This is a genomic window from Streptomyces sp. NPDC005898, assembly GCF_040629635.1.
Lineage (GTDB): Bacteria > Actinomycetota > Actinomycetes > Streptomycetales > Streptomycetaceae > Streptomyces.
Genome location: NZ_JBEXWC010000001.1, coordinates 458,910 through 475,207 on the forward strand (window position 1 = coordinate 458,910; position 16,298 = coordinate 475,207).

General features: G+C 71.2%; 16 protein-coding genes and 1 tRNA gene. 13 read left to right on the forward strand and 4 right to left on the reverse strand.

What is annotated here, in order from left to right; translation table 11 throughout:
* Positions 1-4: 4 nt before the first annotated feature.
* The gene (locus ABZ385_RS01805; RefSeq protein ID WP_358909107.1) at positions 5-2,338 is read right to left on the reverse strand and encodes a collagenase; all 2,334 of its coding nucleotides are present in this window, start codon (positions 2,336-2,338) and stop codon (positions 5-7) included.
* A 299-nt stretch (positions 2,339-2,637) separates the two neighbouring features.
* Entirely contained in the window at positions 2,638-3,828 is a 1,191-nt protein-coding gene (locus ABZ385_RS01810) for an MFS transporter (protein ID WP_358909306.1), read from the reverse strand.
* 633 nt (positions 3,829-4,461) lie between these two features.
* Here ABZ385_RS01810 and ABZ385_RS01815 point away from each other — a divergent pair.
* From ABZ385_RS01815 to ABZ385_RS01870, 12 genes are all read left to right on the forward strand, one after another.
* Complete coding sequence (locus ABZ385_RS01815; protein WP_358699741.1) at positions 4,462-5,256, forward strand: helix-turn-helix transcriptional regulator; 795 nt, start codon at positions 4,462-4,464, stop codon at positions 5,254-5,256.
* A gap of 139 nt (positions 5,257-5,395) precedes the next feature.
* On the forward strand, positions 5,396-6,574 hold the full coding sequence (locus tag ABZ385_RS01820) for an FAD-binding oxidoreductase (RefSeq protein ID WP_358909308.1): 1,179 nt from the start codon (positions 5,396-5,398) through the stop codon (positions 6,572-6,574).
* A 175-nt stretch (positions 6,575-6,749) separates the two neighbouring features.
* Positions 6,750-7,040, forward strand: coding sequence for a (2Fe-2S)-binding protein (locus ABZ385_RS01825; RefSeq protein ID WP_358909310.1), 291 nt, complete (start codon positions 6,750-6,752; stop codon positions 7,038-7,040).
* Positions 7,021-8,748, forward strand: a complete 1,728-nt coding sequence (locus tag ABZ385_RS01830; RefSeq protein ID WP_358909109.1) for an NAD(P)/FAD-dependent oxidoreductase — start codon at positions 7,021-7,023, stop codon at positions 8,746-8,748. Before ABZ385_RS01825 ends, ABZ385_RS01830 begins: the two co-directional genes overlap by 20 nt.
* On the forward strand, positions 8,745-9,653 hold the full coding sequence (locus ABZ385_RS01835) for a dihydrodipicolinate synthase family protein (RefSeq protein WP_358909111.1): 909 nt from the start codon (positions 8,745-8,747) through the stop codon (positions 9,651-9,653). The genes ABZ385_RS01830 and ABZ385_RS01835 overlap by 4 nt, the downstream gene beginning before the upstream one ends.
* 81 nt (positions 9,654-9,734) lie before the next feature.
* Positions 9,735-10,739, forward strand: coding sequence for a proline racemase family protein (locus tag ABZ385_RS01840; RefSeq protein WP_358587867.1), 1,005 nt, complete (start codon positions 9,735-9,737; stop codon positions 10,737-10,739).
* A gap of 127 nt (positions 10,740-10,866) precedes the next feature.
* Entirely contained in the window at positions 10,867-11,529 is a 663-nt protein-coding gene (locus tag ABZ385_RS01845; RefSeq protein ID WP_358587869.1) for a GntR family transcriptional regulator, read from the forward strand.
* A 142-nt stretch (positions 11,530-11,671) separates the two neighbouring features.
* Entirely contained in the window at positions 11,672-11,893 is a 222-nt protein-coding gene (locus tag ABZ385_RS01850; protein WP_358909113.1) for a hypothetical protein, read from the forward strand.
* The gene (locus tag ABZ385_RS01855; RefSeq protein ID WP_358697762.1) at positions 11,877-12,401 is read left to right on the forward strand and encodes a DUF6879 family protein; all 525 of its coding nucleotides are present in this window, start codon (positions 11,877-11,879) and stop codon (positions 12,399-12,401) included. The genes ABZ385_RS01850 and ABZ385_RS01855 overlap by 17 nt, the downstream gene beginning before the upstream one ends.
* Entirely contained in the window at positions 12,391-13,233 is an 843-nt protein-coding gene (locus ABZ385_RS01860) for a helix-turn-helix transcriptional regulator (RefSeq protein WP_358909115.1), read from the forward strand. Before ABZ385_RS01855 ends, ABZ385_RS01860 begins: the two co-directional genes overlap by 11 nt.
* Positions 13,234-13,391: 158 nt before the next feature.
* Entirely contained in the window at positions 13,392-13,622 is a 231-nt protein-coding gene (locus tag ABZ385_RS01865; protein WP_358909117.1) for a DUF397 domain-containing protein, read from the forward strand.
* A gap of 85 nt (positions 13,623-13,707) precedes the next feature.
* Entirely contained in the window at positions 13,708-14,178 is a 471-nt protein-coding gene (locus ABZ385_RS01870) for a hypothetical protein (protein ID WP_358909119.1), read from the forward strand.
* Between the two features lie 76 nt (positions 14,179-14,254).
* Here the strand turns inward: ABZ385_RS01870 and ABZ385_RS01875 are convergent.
* Positions 14,255-14,342 (reverse strand) — tRNA-Leu (locus ABZ385_RS01875).
* Between the two features lie 275 nt (positions 14,343-14,617).
* Between ABZ385_RS01875 and ABZ385_RS01880 the strand changes: the two genes are divergently transcribed.
* On the forward strand, positions 14,618-15,046 hold the full coding sequence (locus ABZ385_RS01880; RefSeq protein WP_358587877.1) for a PaaI family thioesterase: 429 nt from the start codon (positions 14,618-14,620) through the stop codon (positions 15,044-15,046).
* A gap of 58 nt (positions 15,047-15,104) precedes the next feature.
* Here ABZ385_RS01880 and ABZ385_RS01885 read toward each other — a convergent pair whose 3' ends face one another.
* Positions 15,105-16,052, reverse strand: a complete 948-nt coding sequence (locus ABZ385_RS01885; protein WP_358587879.1) for a beta-ketoacyl-ACP synthase III — start codon at positions 16,050-16,052, stop codon at positions 15,105-15,107.
* Positions 16,053-16,298 lie beyond the last annotated feature (246 nt).

The window sequence follows — 16,298 nt, forward strand, 5'->3', positions numbered from 1 at the left end:
CGGTTCAGCCCTTGAGTGGGCCCTCGCAGTCGTAATCGGCGCTGCCCGCCCGGCCGTTGGACCAAATCTCCACCTGGCCGAACGAACAGTTCATGTCGGCGAGGTTGTTGTGCCCCGCCTCGGCACGGTCGAGCAGGTAGTAGTCCACCGTCTCCGACATGTCCTCGAACACGGCGTCCGGATCACCGGACGCGCTCAGGTTGGCGGTGATCCGCCCGGTGCAGAGGTAGCGGGGGCGCTCCGGGGCGCCGTTCGAGCGGCACTCGGGCGTGCTGCCCGTCGTCGCCTTGAAGGAGTCGCGGACCTGGGCGGCCGTGGTGTCGCGCAGCCGCGCCACCGGCACGTACGTCGTGTCCGGCACGAACAGCTCGTCGACGTGGGCGATCTGCCGGTCGAGGAAGGCGTCGTACGCGCTCTGCAGCCCGCTGTCCTTGCCGAGCCGGTCGCGCCAGGCGTCGAAGCCCGCCGGGTCGTCGGCGCGCAGCAGGGCGTACATCTCCCGGATGAGGGTGGGCCGTTCGCTCCACAGGAACTCGAAGAAGGTGCCCGCGTAGTCGTAGAAGCGGAAGCCGTCCCCGTCGTACGTGGCGTGCAGGAGCCGGTCGACGCTCATCCTCGGGCCGCCGCCCGCCGTGTCGTCGATGATGCCCTGGACCAGTGACTTGCGGACCTTGACGCCGTCGTCGCGGGTGGCGCCGTCGAAGAACTCGGCGGTGCCCTCGTCCATCGCGGTGGTCCGGTCGCCCTCGTACCAGGGGCCCTCGCCGAAGAAGCCGGGCACCGCCCAGCGGCCGTTGAGATAGTGCGTGTACTCGTGCCGGAAGAGCTCTTCCAGGGTCAGTGTCGAGTCCTGCGGGACGCGCCGCTGGTAGGTGTAGAAGGTCGCGCCCTGCTCGATGTAGACGCCGCCGTTGTTCGTGTCCATCCCGGTGAGCAGCGGGTGGTAGTTCTCGTAGTCGGCGCGGGAGGCGTAAAGCACCGTGGTCAGAGTGGTGTTGGGGTCGCCGGCGAGTGGTTCCCGGGTGCCGATGACGCGGTGGAACTGGGCCTTGACCTGCTTGCTCGCGTAGTAGAGCTGGTCGACGGTCCCCCGGTCGAGTGCGGTACGGGCCTTCATCCCGCCCTTGTCGTACGTGAAGGTGCGCGGGAAGAGGCGGCGTTCGATGTCCGCCTTGCAGACCTTGTACGGCGCGCAGGCCCCGTATTCGTTCAGCCAGGTGGCGACCTTGGCCCAAGGGGCGCTGCCCTCGCCGAAGTTGCGCGTGGTGACGGCGACCAGGCCGCCGAGTCCGGAGACGATCTCGTTCCTCAGCCCCTCGACCTGGCCGAACCTGCCGTACTCGCTGAGCGCGTCGCGGACCACCCAGGCGTTGGCCGTGCCCTTGAGGTGGGTGTGGCCGGCGAAGGCCTTGAAGGCGGCGCGGTAGGACGGGTCGGCCTTGACCGCCGCGTGGAAGGCGGTGTCCTGGTTGCCGGGATACACGCCCAGGTAGTTCAGCGACAGCGCGGCGAGCGCCGACCCGGCCCAGGAGGTGTCCTTGGCGGTCTCGGGGTGCGCGGCGTCCATGGTGGCCAGCACCCTTTTGACGAGCGGGAGTTGGTGCTGGCGCAGCCCGGGGGCGCTCGCCGCGTAGAGGGCCTCGCGCAGGGACTCGGCGTTGGAGCGGGTCACGTCGAAGGTGCGGGGGGCCGTGCCGTACGCGGCGACGGCCCGGCGCATGGCGTCGACGGTCGGGGCGTCGGTGACGTCGATCTCGTCGTGCGAGAAGTCCTGGTAGGCGACGGCGTGGAGGTAGGTGAGCAGCTCCAGGAGGTTGCTGCCGTTCTTGCCGTCGTGGGTGGCGGCGAGCCGGGTGACGCGGGCGGAGACGGCCTGGACGTGCGCGTCGGACATGACGGGGGCGAGTCGCTGGTCCCAGTTCCAGATGAGCCCGCTCAGACAGCCGTTGGCGGTGACGGCAGGGTCGGCGAGGAAGTCGGTGAACCGCTCGGGGGACAGACCGGTGACGCCGTCGAGGGTGCAGGGGGCCACCGCGCCTTTCGCCCCGGCGCCCTGCGATTTGGCGGTACGGCCGGGGGTGCCGCCGCCCGTGAGGCCACCGGGCGCCGGGATCTTGTACACGCCGGGCCTGAGGGCCTTCGCCCGGCGGTCGACGATGTCCAAGGGGTTCGGTTCGGCCGCCTTGCCCGTGGCGACGGAGGCGGAGGCGTGGCGGGGGGCCGCGGGGGCGGGGTCGGCCGCCGCGTATCCGTACTGGGCGGCCGTGGCGCAGAGGGTCGCCGCTATCGCGCCGGCGAGCGCGGATCTGCGCAGAGTTCGTGGACGTGGCTGGGACACCGATGGCTCCTGTGTGGGGTGGGGAGGTACTGCCTCGGTCAACTGCCTTGTGCGCGACGGCCCTTGAGGTTGCGTGCGGGTGACGTGTGCATGGCTGCCGCCTGACCATGTGATGCGTAACGTAGTAATGTGATATTGCACTGACAACCCCTCAGGAACGAGGAAACGGGAAATCTCCCGGGTCCCGGGGACTCTGCGGATCGCCCCGCTCGGGGTCACGCGGGGTCACGTGGGGCGGGGCGTGGCCGGTCAGGGCGGGTCGGGGCAGGTCAGGTCAGGTCAGGGTCATTCATGGCCGGTCATGGCTGCGAGGCGGCCTTCTCACCCGGCTCTCCCGGCTCCCCCAGCTCTCCCGGCTCTCCCGGCTCTCCCGGCTCGCGCAGGGTGCGCAGCAGGAACCGGCCGAGGGCGGGCAGGGCGATCAGCGGTACGAGGGCGGTGCGCAGGGAGGTGGCGTCGGCGAGTGCTCCGACGAGGGGACTCGCGAGGCCGCCGATGCTCACCGTCAGACCGAGCGTGACCCCGCTCGCGGTGCCCACGCGGTGGGGCAGATAGTCCTGGCCGAGGGTGATGTGCAGGGAGAACGGCACGTAGAGGCCGGCCGACGCGAGAACGACGAAGGGCAGGAGCAGCGGCGCCGGGGCGAGGACGACGCCCGCCACGGCGAACACCGTCAGGGTGTACGACCAGCGCACCACCGGCAGGCGTCCGTGGCGGGCGGCGAGCTTCCCGCCGGCGACGGTGCCGACGGCGCCGCCGAGGTAGAGGACGAAGAGCGCGAGGGTGCCCGCGGTCTCCCCGCCGCCGGTGCGCTGCCGCACGTACAGGGCGATGAACGTGCTCAGCCCGGTGAAGACGATGGAGCGGCAGGCGATGGCCGCGGACAGCCGCCGGAATGAGGGCCAGTCGTCCTCCGCGAGGACGGGGTCCGGCGCCCCGCTCGGGGCGGCGGCCGTCTCGACCGCCCGGATGCCCCGCAGTGCCGCCACGCACAGCGCCGCCCCGGCGAGGGCCGGGACCACGAGGAGCGGGGAGGCGCGCAGGCCACCTGTGGCGACGACGGCGGCGGTCAGCAGGGGCGCGGTCGCGAAACCGAGGTTGCCGCCCAGGGAGAACCAGCCCATGGCGGTGTGATCGCCCCGGCCGGCCCGCCGCGCCACGCGTGCCGCCTCCGGGTGGTACGCGGCGACGCCGATCCCGGACACGGCGACGACGAGCAGCGTCAGGACGTAGTGCCCGCCGACCCCGGCGAGGGCCACCCCGGCCCCGCCGACCAACGTGCTCACCGGCAGCAGCCACGGCATGGCCCATCTGTCGGTCAGCGCGCCGAACAGCGGCTGCACGAGGGAGGAGAGCAGGGACGCGGCGAGCACGATGCCGGACGCGGCGGCGTAGCTGTAGGCACGCTCCGCCACGAAAAAGGGCACGAGCGCGGCGACGGCGCCTTGATAGACGTCCACGCAGGCGTGACTGAGGGCGAGGAGGAGGATGGGGCGGGGGCGGCGAGTGGGGCGGGGGCGGTCGACGGTTCGGGAACGGCGGGTAAGGCGGGGGCGGCGAGTGGGGCGGGGGCGGTCGACGGTTCGGGAGCGGCGGGTAAGGCGGGGGCGTTTGGTGCCGGTGCGGCGAGTGGATTGGGGTCGTTGGGGGCGGCGGGTGAATTGGGCGTGGCGGATGCTCCGCAGAGGCCCGCCGACTCGGGAATGGTTCACCGCCTCATCGTCGCGACCCGTTCCGCTGGCGCGCTTCCGATAAAATGCCAACTCATGCCGGACAACCGCCACTCTTCGCCGGAGCCGGACATTCACCATCCCGGGCCAGTGCCGGGCACCGCCCAGCCCCCGCTTGTGCCGGGCACCCACCACGCCCAGCCGGCGCCGGATGTCGCCCACGCCCCGCCCATGCCGGACGTCGCGCACTTCCCGCCTGTGCCGGGCACCCGCCACGTCCAGCCAGTGCCGGACGCCGCCCATCGGCCGCCTCCAGGTACCCAACACCCCCAATCAGCACCGGACATTGGCCACACCCACCCAGCACCGGACGTCGCCCATCAGCCGCCTGTGACGGGCACCCACCACCCCCAGCCAGTCCCGGGCACCCACCACCCCCAGCCAGCGCGCGACATCCCCCACCCCCAGAATCCAGAGCCGGTCACCCCCACCGCCCAGCCGGCCCCCGGCATCCGCCACACCCCCGAGGCTCCCACCCGCACCCAGGCCCTGGCCCCCGGCGAACGCATCGACGCGCACCGCCACGACGACCACCAGATCATCTACGCGGGCTCCGGCGTCGTGGCCGTCACCACCGGCGCCGGCACCTGGTTCGCGCCCGGCACCCGGGCCCTGTGGGTTCCCGCCGGATGCGTCCACGCCCACCGCGCCCACGGCCACTTGGCCCTGCACCTGCTGGGCCTGCCCGCCACCACGAACCCGCTGGGCCTCGATGCCCCGACGGTCCTCACCGTCGGCCCGCTGCTGCGCGAACTGATCCTCGCCTGCACACGGGAGCCGCACGAGGACACCCCTGAGCGCCGGCGCCTGCGCGCGGTGCTCCTGGACCAACTGCGCGCCTCACCCCAGCAGCCCGTCCAGCTGCCCACCCCCTCGGACCCCCGCCTCGCGACCGTCTGCGACCTGCTGCGCGACGACCCCGCCGACCCACGCGGCCTGGCTGAACTGGCCGCCGATGCCGGGGCCGGCGAACGCACCCTCAGCCGCCTCTTCCGCCGCGAACTGGGCATGACCTTCCCGCAGTGGCGCACCCAGCTCCGGCTCTATCACGCCCTGCGGATGCTGGCCGACGGACTGCCGGTCACCACGGTCGCGCACCGCTGCGGGTGGTCGTCCACCAGCGCTTTCATCGACGTGTTCCGCCGCGCGTACGGCTACACCCCCGGCACCCACAACCGACGCGACTGACCACTCCTCCCGACCGCCCCGCCCTCCGCCTGCGCCAACTCCCGTCCCCGCACGCACCCTTGGCAGCACCAGTGCCATGTGAAATATTACTGCCGTGCTGACGGGACACCTTTGCGGACGGCCGGAAACCTCGGATCTCATCGTCGTGGGAGCGGGAGTCGTCGGCGCGGCCTGCGCCTACTACGCCTGCCTCTTCGGCCTCGACGTCACCGTCGTGGACCGCGGCCCCGTCGCGGGCGGCACCACGGGCGCGGGCGAGGGAAACCTCCTCGTCTCCGACAAGGAGCCGGGCCCGGAACTCCAACTGGCCCTGTTGTCGACCCAGTTGTGGCGCGACCTCCCGACCTCGCTCCCCGCACGCGTCGAGTACGAGAGGAAGGGCGGCCTGGTCGTCGCCTCCACCGAGGCCGGGCTGGCCGCGCTGCGGGACTTCGCGGCAGGACAGCAACGTGCGGGCGTCGAAGCGGCCGAGGTCCCGGCCGACCGCCTGGCCGACCTGGAACCCCACCTGGCCCACGGTCTCGCGGGCGGCTTCCACTACCCACAGGACGCCCAGGTCCAACCGGCCCTGGCAGCAGCGCACTTGCTCCGAGCGACGGCCTTGGAAGGAAAAGAGGACGGCGGCGACAGGGGACGCCTCACACTGCGGCTCGGCGAGGAAGTCACCGCGGTACTCACCGGGTCCGGCGGCGCGGTACGAGGAGTGCGGACGCCCCGGGGCGACCTCCGCGCACCGCACGTCGTCAACGCCACCGGCACCTGGGGCGGCCGGCTCGCCCGCCTCGCGGGCGTCGAACTGCCGGTGCTGCCCCGTCGCGGCTTCGTCCTCGTCACCGAACCCCTGCCGCGCGTGGTGCGGCACAAGGTGTACTCCGCCGACTACGTCGCGGACGTCGCGAGCGGCTCCGCCGCCCTCCAGACCTCCGCGGTGGTGGAAGGCACCCCGGCGGGCCCGGTGCTCATCGGGGCGAGCCGGGAGAGAGTGGGCTTCGACCCCACTCTGTCCGTGGAGGTCCTGCGGCGCCTCGCGACCCAGGCCACCCGGCTCTTCCCCGCCCTCGCCGAGGTGCGGGCGATCCGTGCCTACGCGGGCTTCCGGCCCTACCTCCCCGACCACCTCCCCGCGATCGGCCCCGACCCCCGCGTCCCCGGGCTGCTGCACGCGTGCGGCCACGAGGGCGCGGGCATCGGGCTCGCGCCGGCGACGGGCCTGCTCATCGCCGCGATGCTGACGGGCCGTGAACCACCGCTGGACGTGACGCCGTTCGCCCCCGAACGCTTCACGGGAAAGGCCGACGAGAAGGTGCGGGACACATGAGAAGCACGAGGCGCACGAGACGTACGGGGGCGAGCGAATGAGCTGGGCGAGAGGGGCCGGGCCCATGGCAGGTGACGACGTAACATCCACCACCCGAAGGCCCGACGACCGGGACCGGGACGCGGACCAGGACCAGGACCAGAAGTACCCCGGCGGCCGCTCACCCGCAGCGCTCGTGGGCGCCACACCGGACGCCGCCTTCACCATCACCTTCGACGGACGCGAACTGACCGCGCTGCCCGGGCAGTCCCTCGCCGCCGCTCTCTGGTCCGCGGGCATCCTCGCCTGGCGCCGTACCCGGATCGGCGGACGGCCGCGCGGGGCGTTCTGCGGCATCGGCCAGTGCTACGACTGCCTCGCGACCGTCAACGGACGCCCGAACCGGCGGGCGTGCCTGGTCACCGCGCGGCCCGGTGACGCGGTGAGCACACAGGAAGGGGACGGCCATGCCGGGCTCGCCGTCTGAGACGTACGATCTCGCGGTACTCGGCGCCGGTCCGGCGGGCCTGGCCGGCGCGGTGACGGCCGCCGAACTTGGCCTGAGGGTCGCACTGTTGGACGCCGCCGGTCAGCCGGGCGGCCAGTTCTACCGGCACCCCTCACCGGCCACGGGCGCCACCCGCCCCGAGGCCCTGCACCATGACTGGTCCACGTTCGCCGGGCTGCGCGCTCGACTGGCGGCGAGCGACGTCACCCTGCTCTTCGGCCACCACGTCTGGACGGTGACACGCGAGGCGGCCGCCGGCCTGGCACCGTCTGGGGCACCCCTACCGCCCCAGTGGGCCGTCCACGCCCTCACCGGGGATGACCCGGATCACCCGTCCGCCGGGGAAGAGCCCGGCTCGGGGAGGGAGCCGGTCATCGTGCGGGCCCGAACGGTCCTCCTCGCGACCGGTTCGTACGAGCGCCACCTGCCCTTCCCCGGCTGGACCCTGCCCGGCGTCGTCGGCGCGGGCGGCGCCCAGGCCATGCTCAAGTCGGGGCTCGCCCTGCCCGGCCGCCGTGTCGTCGTCGCGGGCAGCGGCCCGCTGCTGCTCGCCGTCGCCGCCTCGCTCACCGCGGCCGGGGCCCGCGTCCCCGAGGTGATCGAGGCCTCGGGATACCTCGGCTACGCCCGCCGCCCCGGCGCCCTCGCCGCCAACCCGCACAAGCTCGCGGAGGCCGCGCTCCACGGCACGGCCCTGCTGCGCCACCGGGTACGCCTGCGCACCCGCACCGCCGTGACCCGAGCGCACGGCACAGACCGGGTGGAGGCCGTGACGGTCACCCGCCTGGACCGCGATTGGCGGCCGATCCCGGGTACGGCGCGCCGCATCGCCTGCGACGCGCTCGCGGTGGGCCACGGCCTCGTCCCGCAGATCGACCTGGCCACCGCACTCGGCTGCGCCACCCGCCGCACCGCCGACGGAACCCACGCCCTCGAACTGAGCCCCCTTCAGGAGACCTCGCTCCGGGGCCTCTGGGCGGCGGGAGAGACGTCAGGCATCGGCGGCGTCCAACTGGCCATATCCGAAGGCGCCTTGGCGGCCCACGCGATCGTGTCCCGCCTGACCGGCGCCCCTCGGGCCCCGCTGTCCCACCTGCGCGCCCTGCGACGGCGTCGCGACCGCGGGCGCGTCTTCGCCGAGACGATGACCGCCGCGCACGCGCCGGGCCCCGGCTGGACGCGGTGGCTGCCCGACGACACGGACGTATGCCGCTGCGAGGAGGTGCCGGCCGGGCGCGTCCGCGAGGCGGTGGCCGACTACGGCGCCCGTGACGCCCGTACCGTCAAGCTCCTCACCCGGGCGGGCATGGGCTGGTGCCAGGGCCGCATGTGCGGGACCGCCGTGGCCTGCCTCGCGGCGCAGCCCACCGGCACCCCCGCGACCTCCGGCACCCCCGTGACCTCCGAGACCCCGGCGCCCCCCACCACCACGCCCCCCGACCGGCGCCCACTGGCCGCGCCCGTCCCCCTCGGCGTCCTGGCCCGCCTGCCCGAGCCACGCCCCGCCCCTCAGGACCCGCCCCCCGCACAAGCCCCACCCGCCACTTCCAGCTCACCCCCGACGACCTCCACCACGCCCAACACACCCGACGCACCGACCCACCCCCCTAAGCGCACACCCCGAACAGAGCCGGACCACCCCACGGGCCACCCCGCCGACGACCCCACAGAAGGGCACCCCTCATGACCTCCGCCACCTGGACCCCGGACCGCCCCTGGCGCGGCATCATGGTCGCCACGGCGCTCCCCCTGCGCGAGGACCTCTCGATCGACTACGACGCCTACGCCGAGCACGTCCGGCACCTCCTCGCGAACGGCTGCGACGGTGTGGTCCCCAACGGCTCCCTGGGCGAGTACCAGACCCTCACCGACGACGAACGCGCCCGCGTCGTCCGCACCGCCGTCGACGCGGCGGGCGACGGAGCGCGCGTGATGCCCGGCGTGTCCGCCTACGGCAGCGCCGAGTCCCGCCGCTGGGCCGAGCAGGCGGCGGAGGCGGGCTGCGGCTCGGTGCTCCTCCTGCCGCCGAACACCTACCGCGCCGACGAAGGTGCCGTGCGCGCCCACTACGCCGAGACGGCCAAGGCGTGGGTGCCCGTGGTCGCGTACAACAACCCGCTCGACACGAAGGTCGACCTGACGCCCGACCTGCTGACCCAACTGCACGCGGACGGCAGCATCGTGGCGGTGAAGGAGTTCAGCGGTGATGTGCGCAGGGCGTACGAAGTCGCCGAACTGGCGCCTGAGCTGGACCTGTTGATCGGCGCGGACGACGTCCTCGTCGAACTGGCCCTCGCGGGCGCGGTCGGCTGGGTCGCCGGCTATCCGAACGCCTTTCCCGCGTCCTGCGCGGAGTTGTACCACGCCGCCTGCGCGGGCGATCTGGAAACGGCGCTCCCGCTCTACCGGTCACTGCACCCGCTTCTGCGCCAGGACTCCAAGACCGAGTTCGTGCAGTCCATCAAGTTGTCGATGGACATCGCGGGCCGCTTCGGCGGACCGAGTCGCCCCCCGCGTCCCGCGCTGACCGGCGCCACGGAGGCTCTGGTGCGGTCGGCCACGGAAAAGGCACTGGCGGCCGGCCACCACTAGCCCACCAACCACCAGCCACCCGCCCCCCCTATCCCCCTGCCCCGTCACGTTTCCACGTCTCTACACTCCAAGAGGAGACGCATGCGCACTCGTCACGTCTTCCACGCCGTCGACTCGCACACCGAGGGCATGCCCACCCGGGTGATCACCGGGGGTGTGGGGGTGATCCCCGGGGCCACCATGGCCGAGCGCAGAGTCCACCTCATCGAGCACCTCGACCACCTGCGCACCCTCCTGATGCACGAGCCGCGCGGGCACTCCGCGATGAGCGGCGCGATACTCCAGCCCCCGACACGCCCCGACGCCGACTACGGCGTCCTCTTCATCGAGGTCTCCGGGGTGCTGCCCATGTGCGGGCACGGCACCATCGGGGTGGCCACCGTGCTGGTCGAGACCGGCATGGTCCCGGTCACCGAGCCGGTCACCACGGTCCGCCTGGACACACCGGCGGGCCTGGTCCGCGCCGACGTGCAGGTGGCCGACGGCGTGGCGACGTCCGTCACCTTCACCAACGTGCCGGCGTTCTGCGTGGCCCTGGACCGCGAGGCCGAGGTGCCGGGCCTCGGCACGGTGGCGTATGACCTGGCCTTCGGCGGCAACTTCTACGCGTTCGTCCAGCTGGACGCGCTGGGCCTGCCGTTCGACCGGGCGCACAAGGACGATCTCCTCGCGGCGGGACTGGCCCTCATGGAGACGATCAACGCCTCGCCGGACCGTCCGACGCACCCCGAGCAGCTCGACATCGCAGGGCTGAAGCACGTCTACCTGGCCGCGCCCGGCTCCGACGCACAGCGCTCGCGGCACGCGATGGCGATCCACCCCGGCTGGTTCGACCGCTCCCCGTGCGGGACGGGCACCTCCGCGCGCATGGCGCAGCTGCACGCGCGCGGCGAACTCCCGCTGGACCGGGACTTCGTCAACGAGTCCTTCATCGGTACGGAGTTCACCGGCTGCCTGATCGCGCGCACGGAGGTGGCGGGCCTGCCGGCGGTCGTGCCCCGGATCACCGGCCGCGCCTGGATCACCGGTACGGCCCAGTACTTCCTGGACCCCACCGACCCGTTCCCGGCCGGCTTCACCCTCTGACCCCCGGCCGGAACGGTCCCGGCCGGAACGGTCCCGGCCGGAACGCTCCCCGCCCCCCCGCAACTCGCAACGTGACATTGTACTTTGGTGATCCGCGCGGGCGCGGGCATCACCGGAGGGGAGCACCATGGGGCACCTGAAGCAGAAGAACCTCATCACGACCAGGGAGCGGCTGCGCGACCAGGTCGCCCATGCTCTGCGCGCCGCCCTGATCTCCGGCGAGCTGCGGCCGGGCGAGATCTACTCCGCGCCGGGCCTCGCCGAGGACTTCGGCATCTCGGCGACGCCGGTGCGCGAGGCGATGCTCGATCTGGCCCGCGAGGGCCTGGTCGAGCCCGTCCGCAACAAGGGCTTCCGCGTCACGGAGGTCAACGAGCGCGACCTCGATCAGTACACGGAGATCCGGGCCCTGATCGAGATCCCCATGGTCGGCCGGATCACCCGCACCGCGGCCCGCGAGGACCTGGAGGTGCTGCGCCCGGTCGCGGAGGAGATCGTCCGGGCCGCCCGCGAGCACGATCTCATCGCCTATCTGGAGGCGGACCGCCGCTTCCACCTGTCGCTCCTCGCCCTCTCGGGCAACGACCGCCTGGTCGAGACCGTCGGCGAACTCCGCAAGCGCTCCCGCCTCTACGGTCTCACCGCCCTGGACGAACGGGACCAGCTGACCCCGTCGGCCGAGGAGCACATCGAACTCCTCGACCTGATGCTGTCGGGCGACGCGACGGCAGCGGAACAATGCATGGCCCGCCACCTAGGCCACGTCCGCTCCCTCTGGGCCACGTCCTGACGCCCACCTCCTGCGGGGGGGCCAGCACTTCAGGTTTATGCGACAACGCAAATATTGGCGCGATCGCGTGGACGGCGATGGGACACCCTCCGTACGGTCATGGAGCCGCCCCGCGAAGGGGCGGGGGACAGGGGGTTTCACCATGGCTCGTGAGGAACTTACCCGGCTCACCGGAAACGGCAACGGAAATGGCAACGGGGGGCCGTGCGGAAAGGACGACTGCCCGAACGTCTACCGCACCGCGTCCGGCTCCATCGTCGTCCAGGGCGACGTGTCCAAGGCATTCCAGCCCGCAAAGGGGGAAGGACTTGTCGAGATCCCCGAGGACGTTCTGAGGGAGGCTGTCCGTGCTCTTGGCTGGTGAAGACTGGGCCGCGCGCTTCGAGGGCTTCCAGCGGGAAGCATGGCGTCTTGAGACCCTGCCGCAGTACCTCATGCCGCAGGAGGCCGAGGAGCTTCAGGCGTTCCGCTACGGTGCGCGCATCGACCCCGCAACGGTCCACAACGAGTACACAGACCGGCTCCGCAGACAGGCCACGGAGGGCCGCGTTCAAGGACGCGTCCATATCGTCACTCAACCTCTGTCCGAGTACCTGCGGTTCGAGTTCTCCCAGTACTACCGGCCGCACCTCTTGGCCGGGGAGCAGATCCGCATCCTTGACGTGACCGACAGAACCAACCCGCTTGAAGGGGTCCAAGACTTCTGGATGTTCGACCGATCGGAAGTCGTGCTCATGAACTATGAACCTGACGGGAAGCAGATCAACCGCGAGATATTCGTGGGCGACGTGGCCCCGTTCATCGAATACCAGCGAATCGCGGTAGCTGAGTCCGTGCCCTTCGAGGAGTTCGTGAAGGGTCTTGAACTTTGAGCCTGAACGGCTAGGCCAGTCCAGGTCGGACCTAGCGGAAGCATTGCGAAGCCTGCGGAAGCGAGCCGGGAAGACTCAGACCTGGCTCGCTCGCCGCTGCAACATGTCACAAACCAAGATCAGCAACATGGAGAGCGGGAAACTCACTCCCGTCGTTGTCGACGTAGAGCTGATTCTTGAAGCACTTGGGACCGATGACCCGGCAGCCTCGCAGATCCTCGAACTGGTTCGCACCGCGAATACCGAGTGGCAGGATCATTGGTCTTCACGGCGTCGAGGCCTGGACAAGAAGCAGAATGAGCTGGCCAGGATCGAAACGGTCACAACAGAGTTCCGATTCTTCCTCCTCTCGGCGATCACAGGGCTACTGGCGACGCCGGAGTATGTGCGTGCCAGCATCGCGGACACTCCCGGAGACCAGTCCAAGACCATTGCGAAGAAACTGGAACGCCAGAGCGTCCTCTATGACTCGTCGAAGTCTTTCACGTTCCTACTGACGGAACAGGCCGTTCGCTGGCCCTTGCTGCCACCTCTCGCCATGGCAATGCAGCTCGACCGACTGGCTTCGGTATCTCGAATTCCTGGCGTTCGGCTCGGGGTCATCCCCTTGGCGGGCCACATTTCGGAGATGCCGCTGAACACTTTCACGGTATACGACCGGCGACTGGCCACCGTGGAAACCGACACCGGTGCATTGATCCTGCGGGACCATCGCGACGTGAACGCGTACCACGAGTACTTCGAGAGGTATGAGTCGTACGCGGCGTTCGGAGACGAGTGCCGGAAACTCCTGAACAAATGGTCCGAGACTTTTACCCGACCACACGAATAGAGCTAGAGGTTCCTGGCCTGCGGGCCGAAGATGTGCCCATGCCGACCTATCCGAATTCGGGAGTCGGCCACAGCGACGACCCCGGCGTTACGTGCCGAAGTCAGAGCGACCCCAGTTCTGAGCCTGCCCCGTAATTGATCTCACAGGAAGGCACACTCATGCCCGAAACCGATCTGTACGGCCTGCCCCTCGACGGCGCTACGTTCTTCAAGGCGTGTGGGGGCAACACGCACCCCGACGGTGAGTCCTGCGCCACGCTGGCGAAGATCGGCCCCGGCGCGTGGGCGTTGGGCGACAGCAAGCGGCCCGGCGCGGAGCCGTTGCGCTTCACCACCGAGGAACTGACCGCGGCCGGTATCGACCCGGCCCGCTTCGGCCTGTCCGCCTGACAGCCATGCGTGCCCCCGGCTCTGGCTCGCCCCGAGAGGTGGGCCGGGGGCGCTTCTCTTCTTCCTGTACTGAACGGGACGGCAGTTGCACCACCACGGCTATCTGTGGACCGGCTCCAAGCAGCGGTTCGACGACGAGGCACTGAGACGGCCCCCGCACCCCGCACCACCACCGGCCGACAAGCCGGAGCTGATCGCGCGGTACAAGGAAGTGAAGGCGGAATTCCCGACCGTGGACCTGCCCCCGCTGGAAACGGCCCACTGGCTGATCAAGCCCGCGAAACTGGTGCGCGGCACCTGGGAGGAGCCGAAGGAAGCGGCGGACTGGCTCGGGCAGCGGCTGGCGGAATACGCGCCCCGGTTCGCCTCAGAGTCGGACCGCGACAGTACACGGCTGGCACTACTGGTTCAATCCGCTGTTGATCGGCTGGGTTGGGGTGGAGACGTGGCCCACGGCTTCTACCTCGAACGGCCTTCGTACCTGTCCCTGGCCCTGGTGTGCTGCTCACCGCATCGCAGCATGCCGGAACTCGACTGTCCGGCGAGGCGGCCGTGACCAGGGCATTCGCCGGGCTGTTGGTCCCGCCGCACCCCGGAAACGCAGAAGACCCCACATGAAGTGGGGTCTCAGCTGGTGTCCGAGGGGGGACTTGAACCCCCACGCCCGATAAAGGGCACTAGCACCTCAAGCTAGCGCGTCTGCCATTCCGCCACCCGGACCAGGTGTCTGTCGCCGTGTGGTGTTCCCCGCGGCGACATGGACAACAATACCAAGGTTTCGGAGTGCCTTTCACCTGCGTATCGGCCCGCCGACCGCCGGATGCCCGGCGGGTGTCCCGGCTCGCGCGGGTTCTCACCCGGAGTGATGATCCCTTCACGGTAGGGGGATGAAGGCGGCCCGGTGATCCCGGCCGGTTTACCTCCGGGGTAATCGACGGCCGCCGCCGGCGTGCCGCACCATGGGGTCGCCACGCCCCCCAGCGGAAGGTCACCCCATGTCGGACACCCTGCCCCAGAACGACGATCCGCGCGCCCAGCTGCTCGCCGCCGTTCCCTTCGCCGGGCACCTCGGCATCACCTTCGCCGAGACGCGGCCGGACCGTGTGGAGGGCACCCTGCCCTGGTCGCCGGAGCTGTGCACGGCGGGCGGCGTGCTGCACGGCGGAGCGGTGATGACGCTCGCTGACACGGTCGGCGCGGTGTGCGCGTACCTCAATCTGCCCGACGGCGCGGCCACGTCGACGATCGAGTCCAAGACCAACTTCCTGCGAGCCGTGCGCTCCGGGACGGCCCGCGCGGTGGCCCGTCCGCTGCACATCGGCGGCTCCTTCATCGTCGTACAGACCGAGATGTACGACGATCAGGAGCGCCTCGTCGGGCAGACCACGCAGACCCAGGCGGTCCTCGCCGCCCGCGGCGCCTGAGCCCCAGCGACCTGAGCCCCGGCACGGGGCCCCCGTAACACGCCGCGCGCCCCCGCGCTCACGGACAGCGCACGACCTGCCCCGCGTACGAGAGGTTCCCGCCGAAGCCGAACAGCAGGACCGGGTCGCCGGAGCGCAGTTCCCCGCGTTCGACCAGCTTGGACAGGGCCATCGGGATGGAGCCCGCCGAGGTGTTCCCGGAGTCGACCACATCGCGGGCGACGACGGCGTTGACCGCGCCGATGCGCTCCGCGAGCGGCTCGATGATGCGGAGGTTGGCCTGGTGCAGGACGACCCCGGCGAGGTCGGCGGGGGTGAGCCCGGCGCGTTCGCAGGCCGTGCGCGCCAGCGGCGGCAGCCGGGTCGTCGCCCAGCGGTAGACGCTCTGGCCCTCCTGGGCGAAGCGCGGCGGGGTGCCCTCGATGCGCACGGCGTTGCCCATCTCGGGCACCGAGCCCCACAGCACCGGGCCGATGCCGGGCTCCTCGCCGGGCCCGCAGGCCTCGACGACGACCGCGCCCGCCCCGTCCCCGGTCAGCACGCAGGTAGTGCGGTCCGTCCAGTCCGTGACCTCGGACATCTTGTCGGCGCCGATGACCAGGGCCCGGGTGGCGGCCCCGGCCCGCAGCGTGTGGTCGGCGGTGGCGAGCGCGTGCGTGAAGCCCGCGCACACGACGTTGATGTCCATCGCGGACGGCGAGGGGATGCCGAGCCGGGCCGAGACGCGGGCGGCCATGTTCGGTGACCGGTCGATGGCCGTGGAGGTGGCGACCAGGACCAGGTCGATCGCGTCGGGGGTCAGGCCCGCGGCGGCCAGGGCCTTCCCCCCGGCGTGCGCGGCCAGCTCGTCGACCGGCTCCTGCGGGCCCGCGATGTGACGGGTGCGGATGCCCACCCGGGACCGGATCCACTCGTCGCTGGTGTCGACCAGGCCCGCGAGATCCTCGTTGGTGAGGATCTTGGCGGGCTGATAGTGGCCGATGGCGACGATGCGCGAGCCGTGCATGTACGGGTCCCCCTTGTTGCCGGAGATGCGGGACCCTCCAGTCTGGTCAGCGACTCACCGGTAACCGGGGGTGTAAAGCGACAGGAAAGGCGCGTGTGCTTTGGATGCTTCTCATGATCCGGTCACCCTCCGAAGAACTGTGTGACCTTATGTGCGAGTTTTCACGACTTGCCACGAGTTCCACGCGTCCCGCGTGTACGAATCGCGTCCCGCGTGTACGAGTACCGCCGCGGCCTCGGCCGCGGG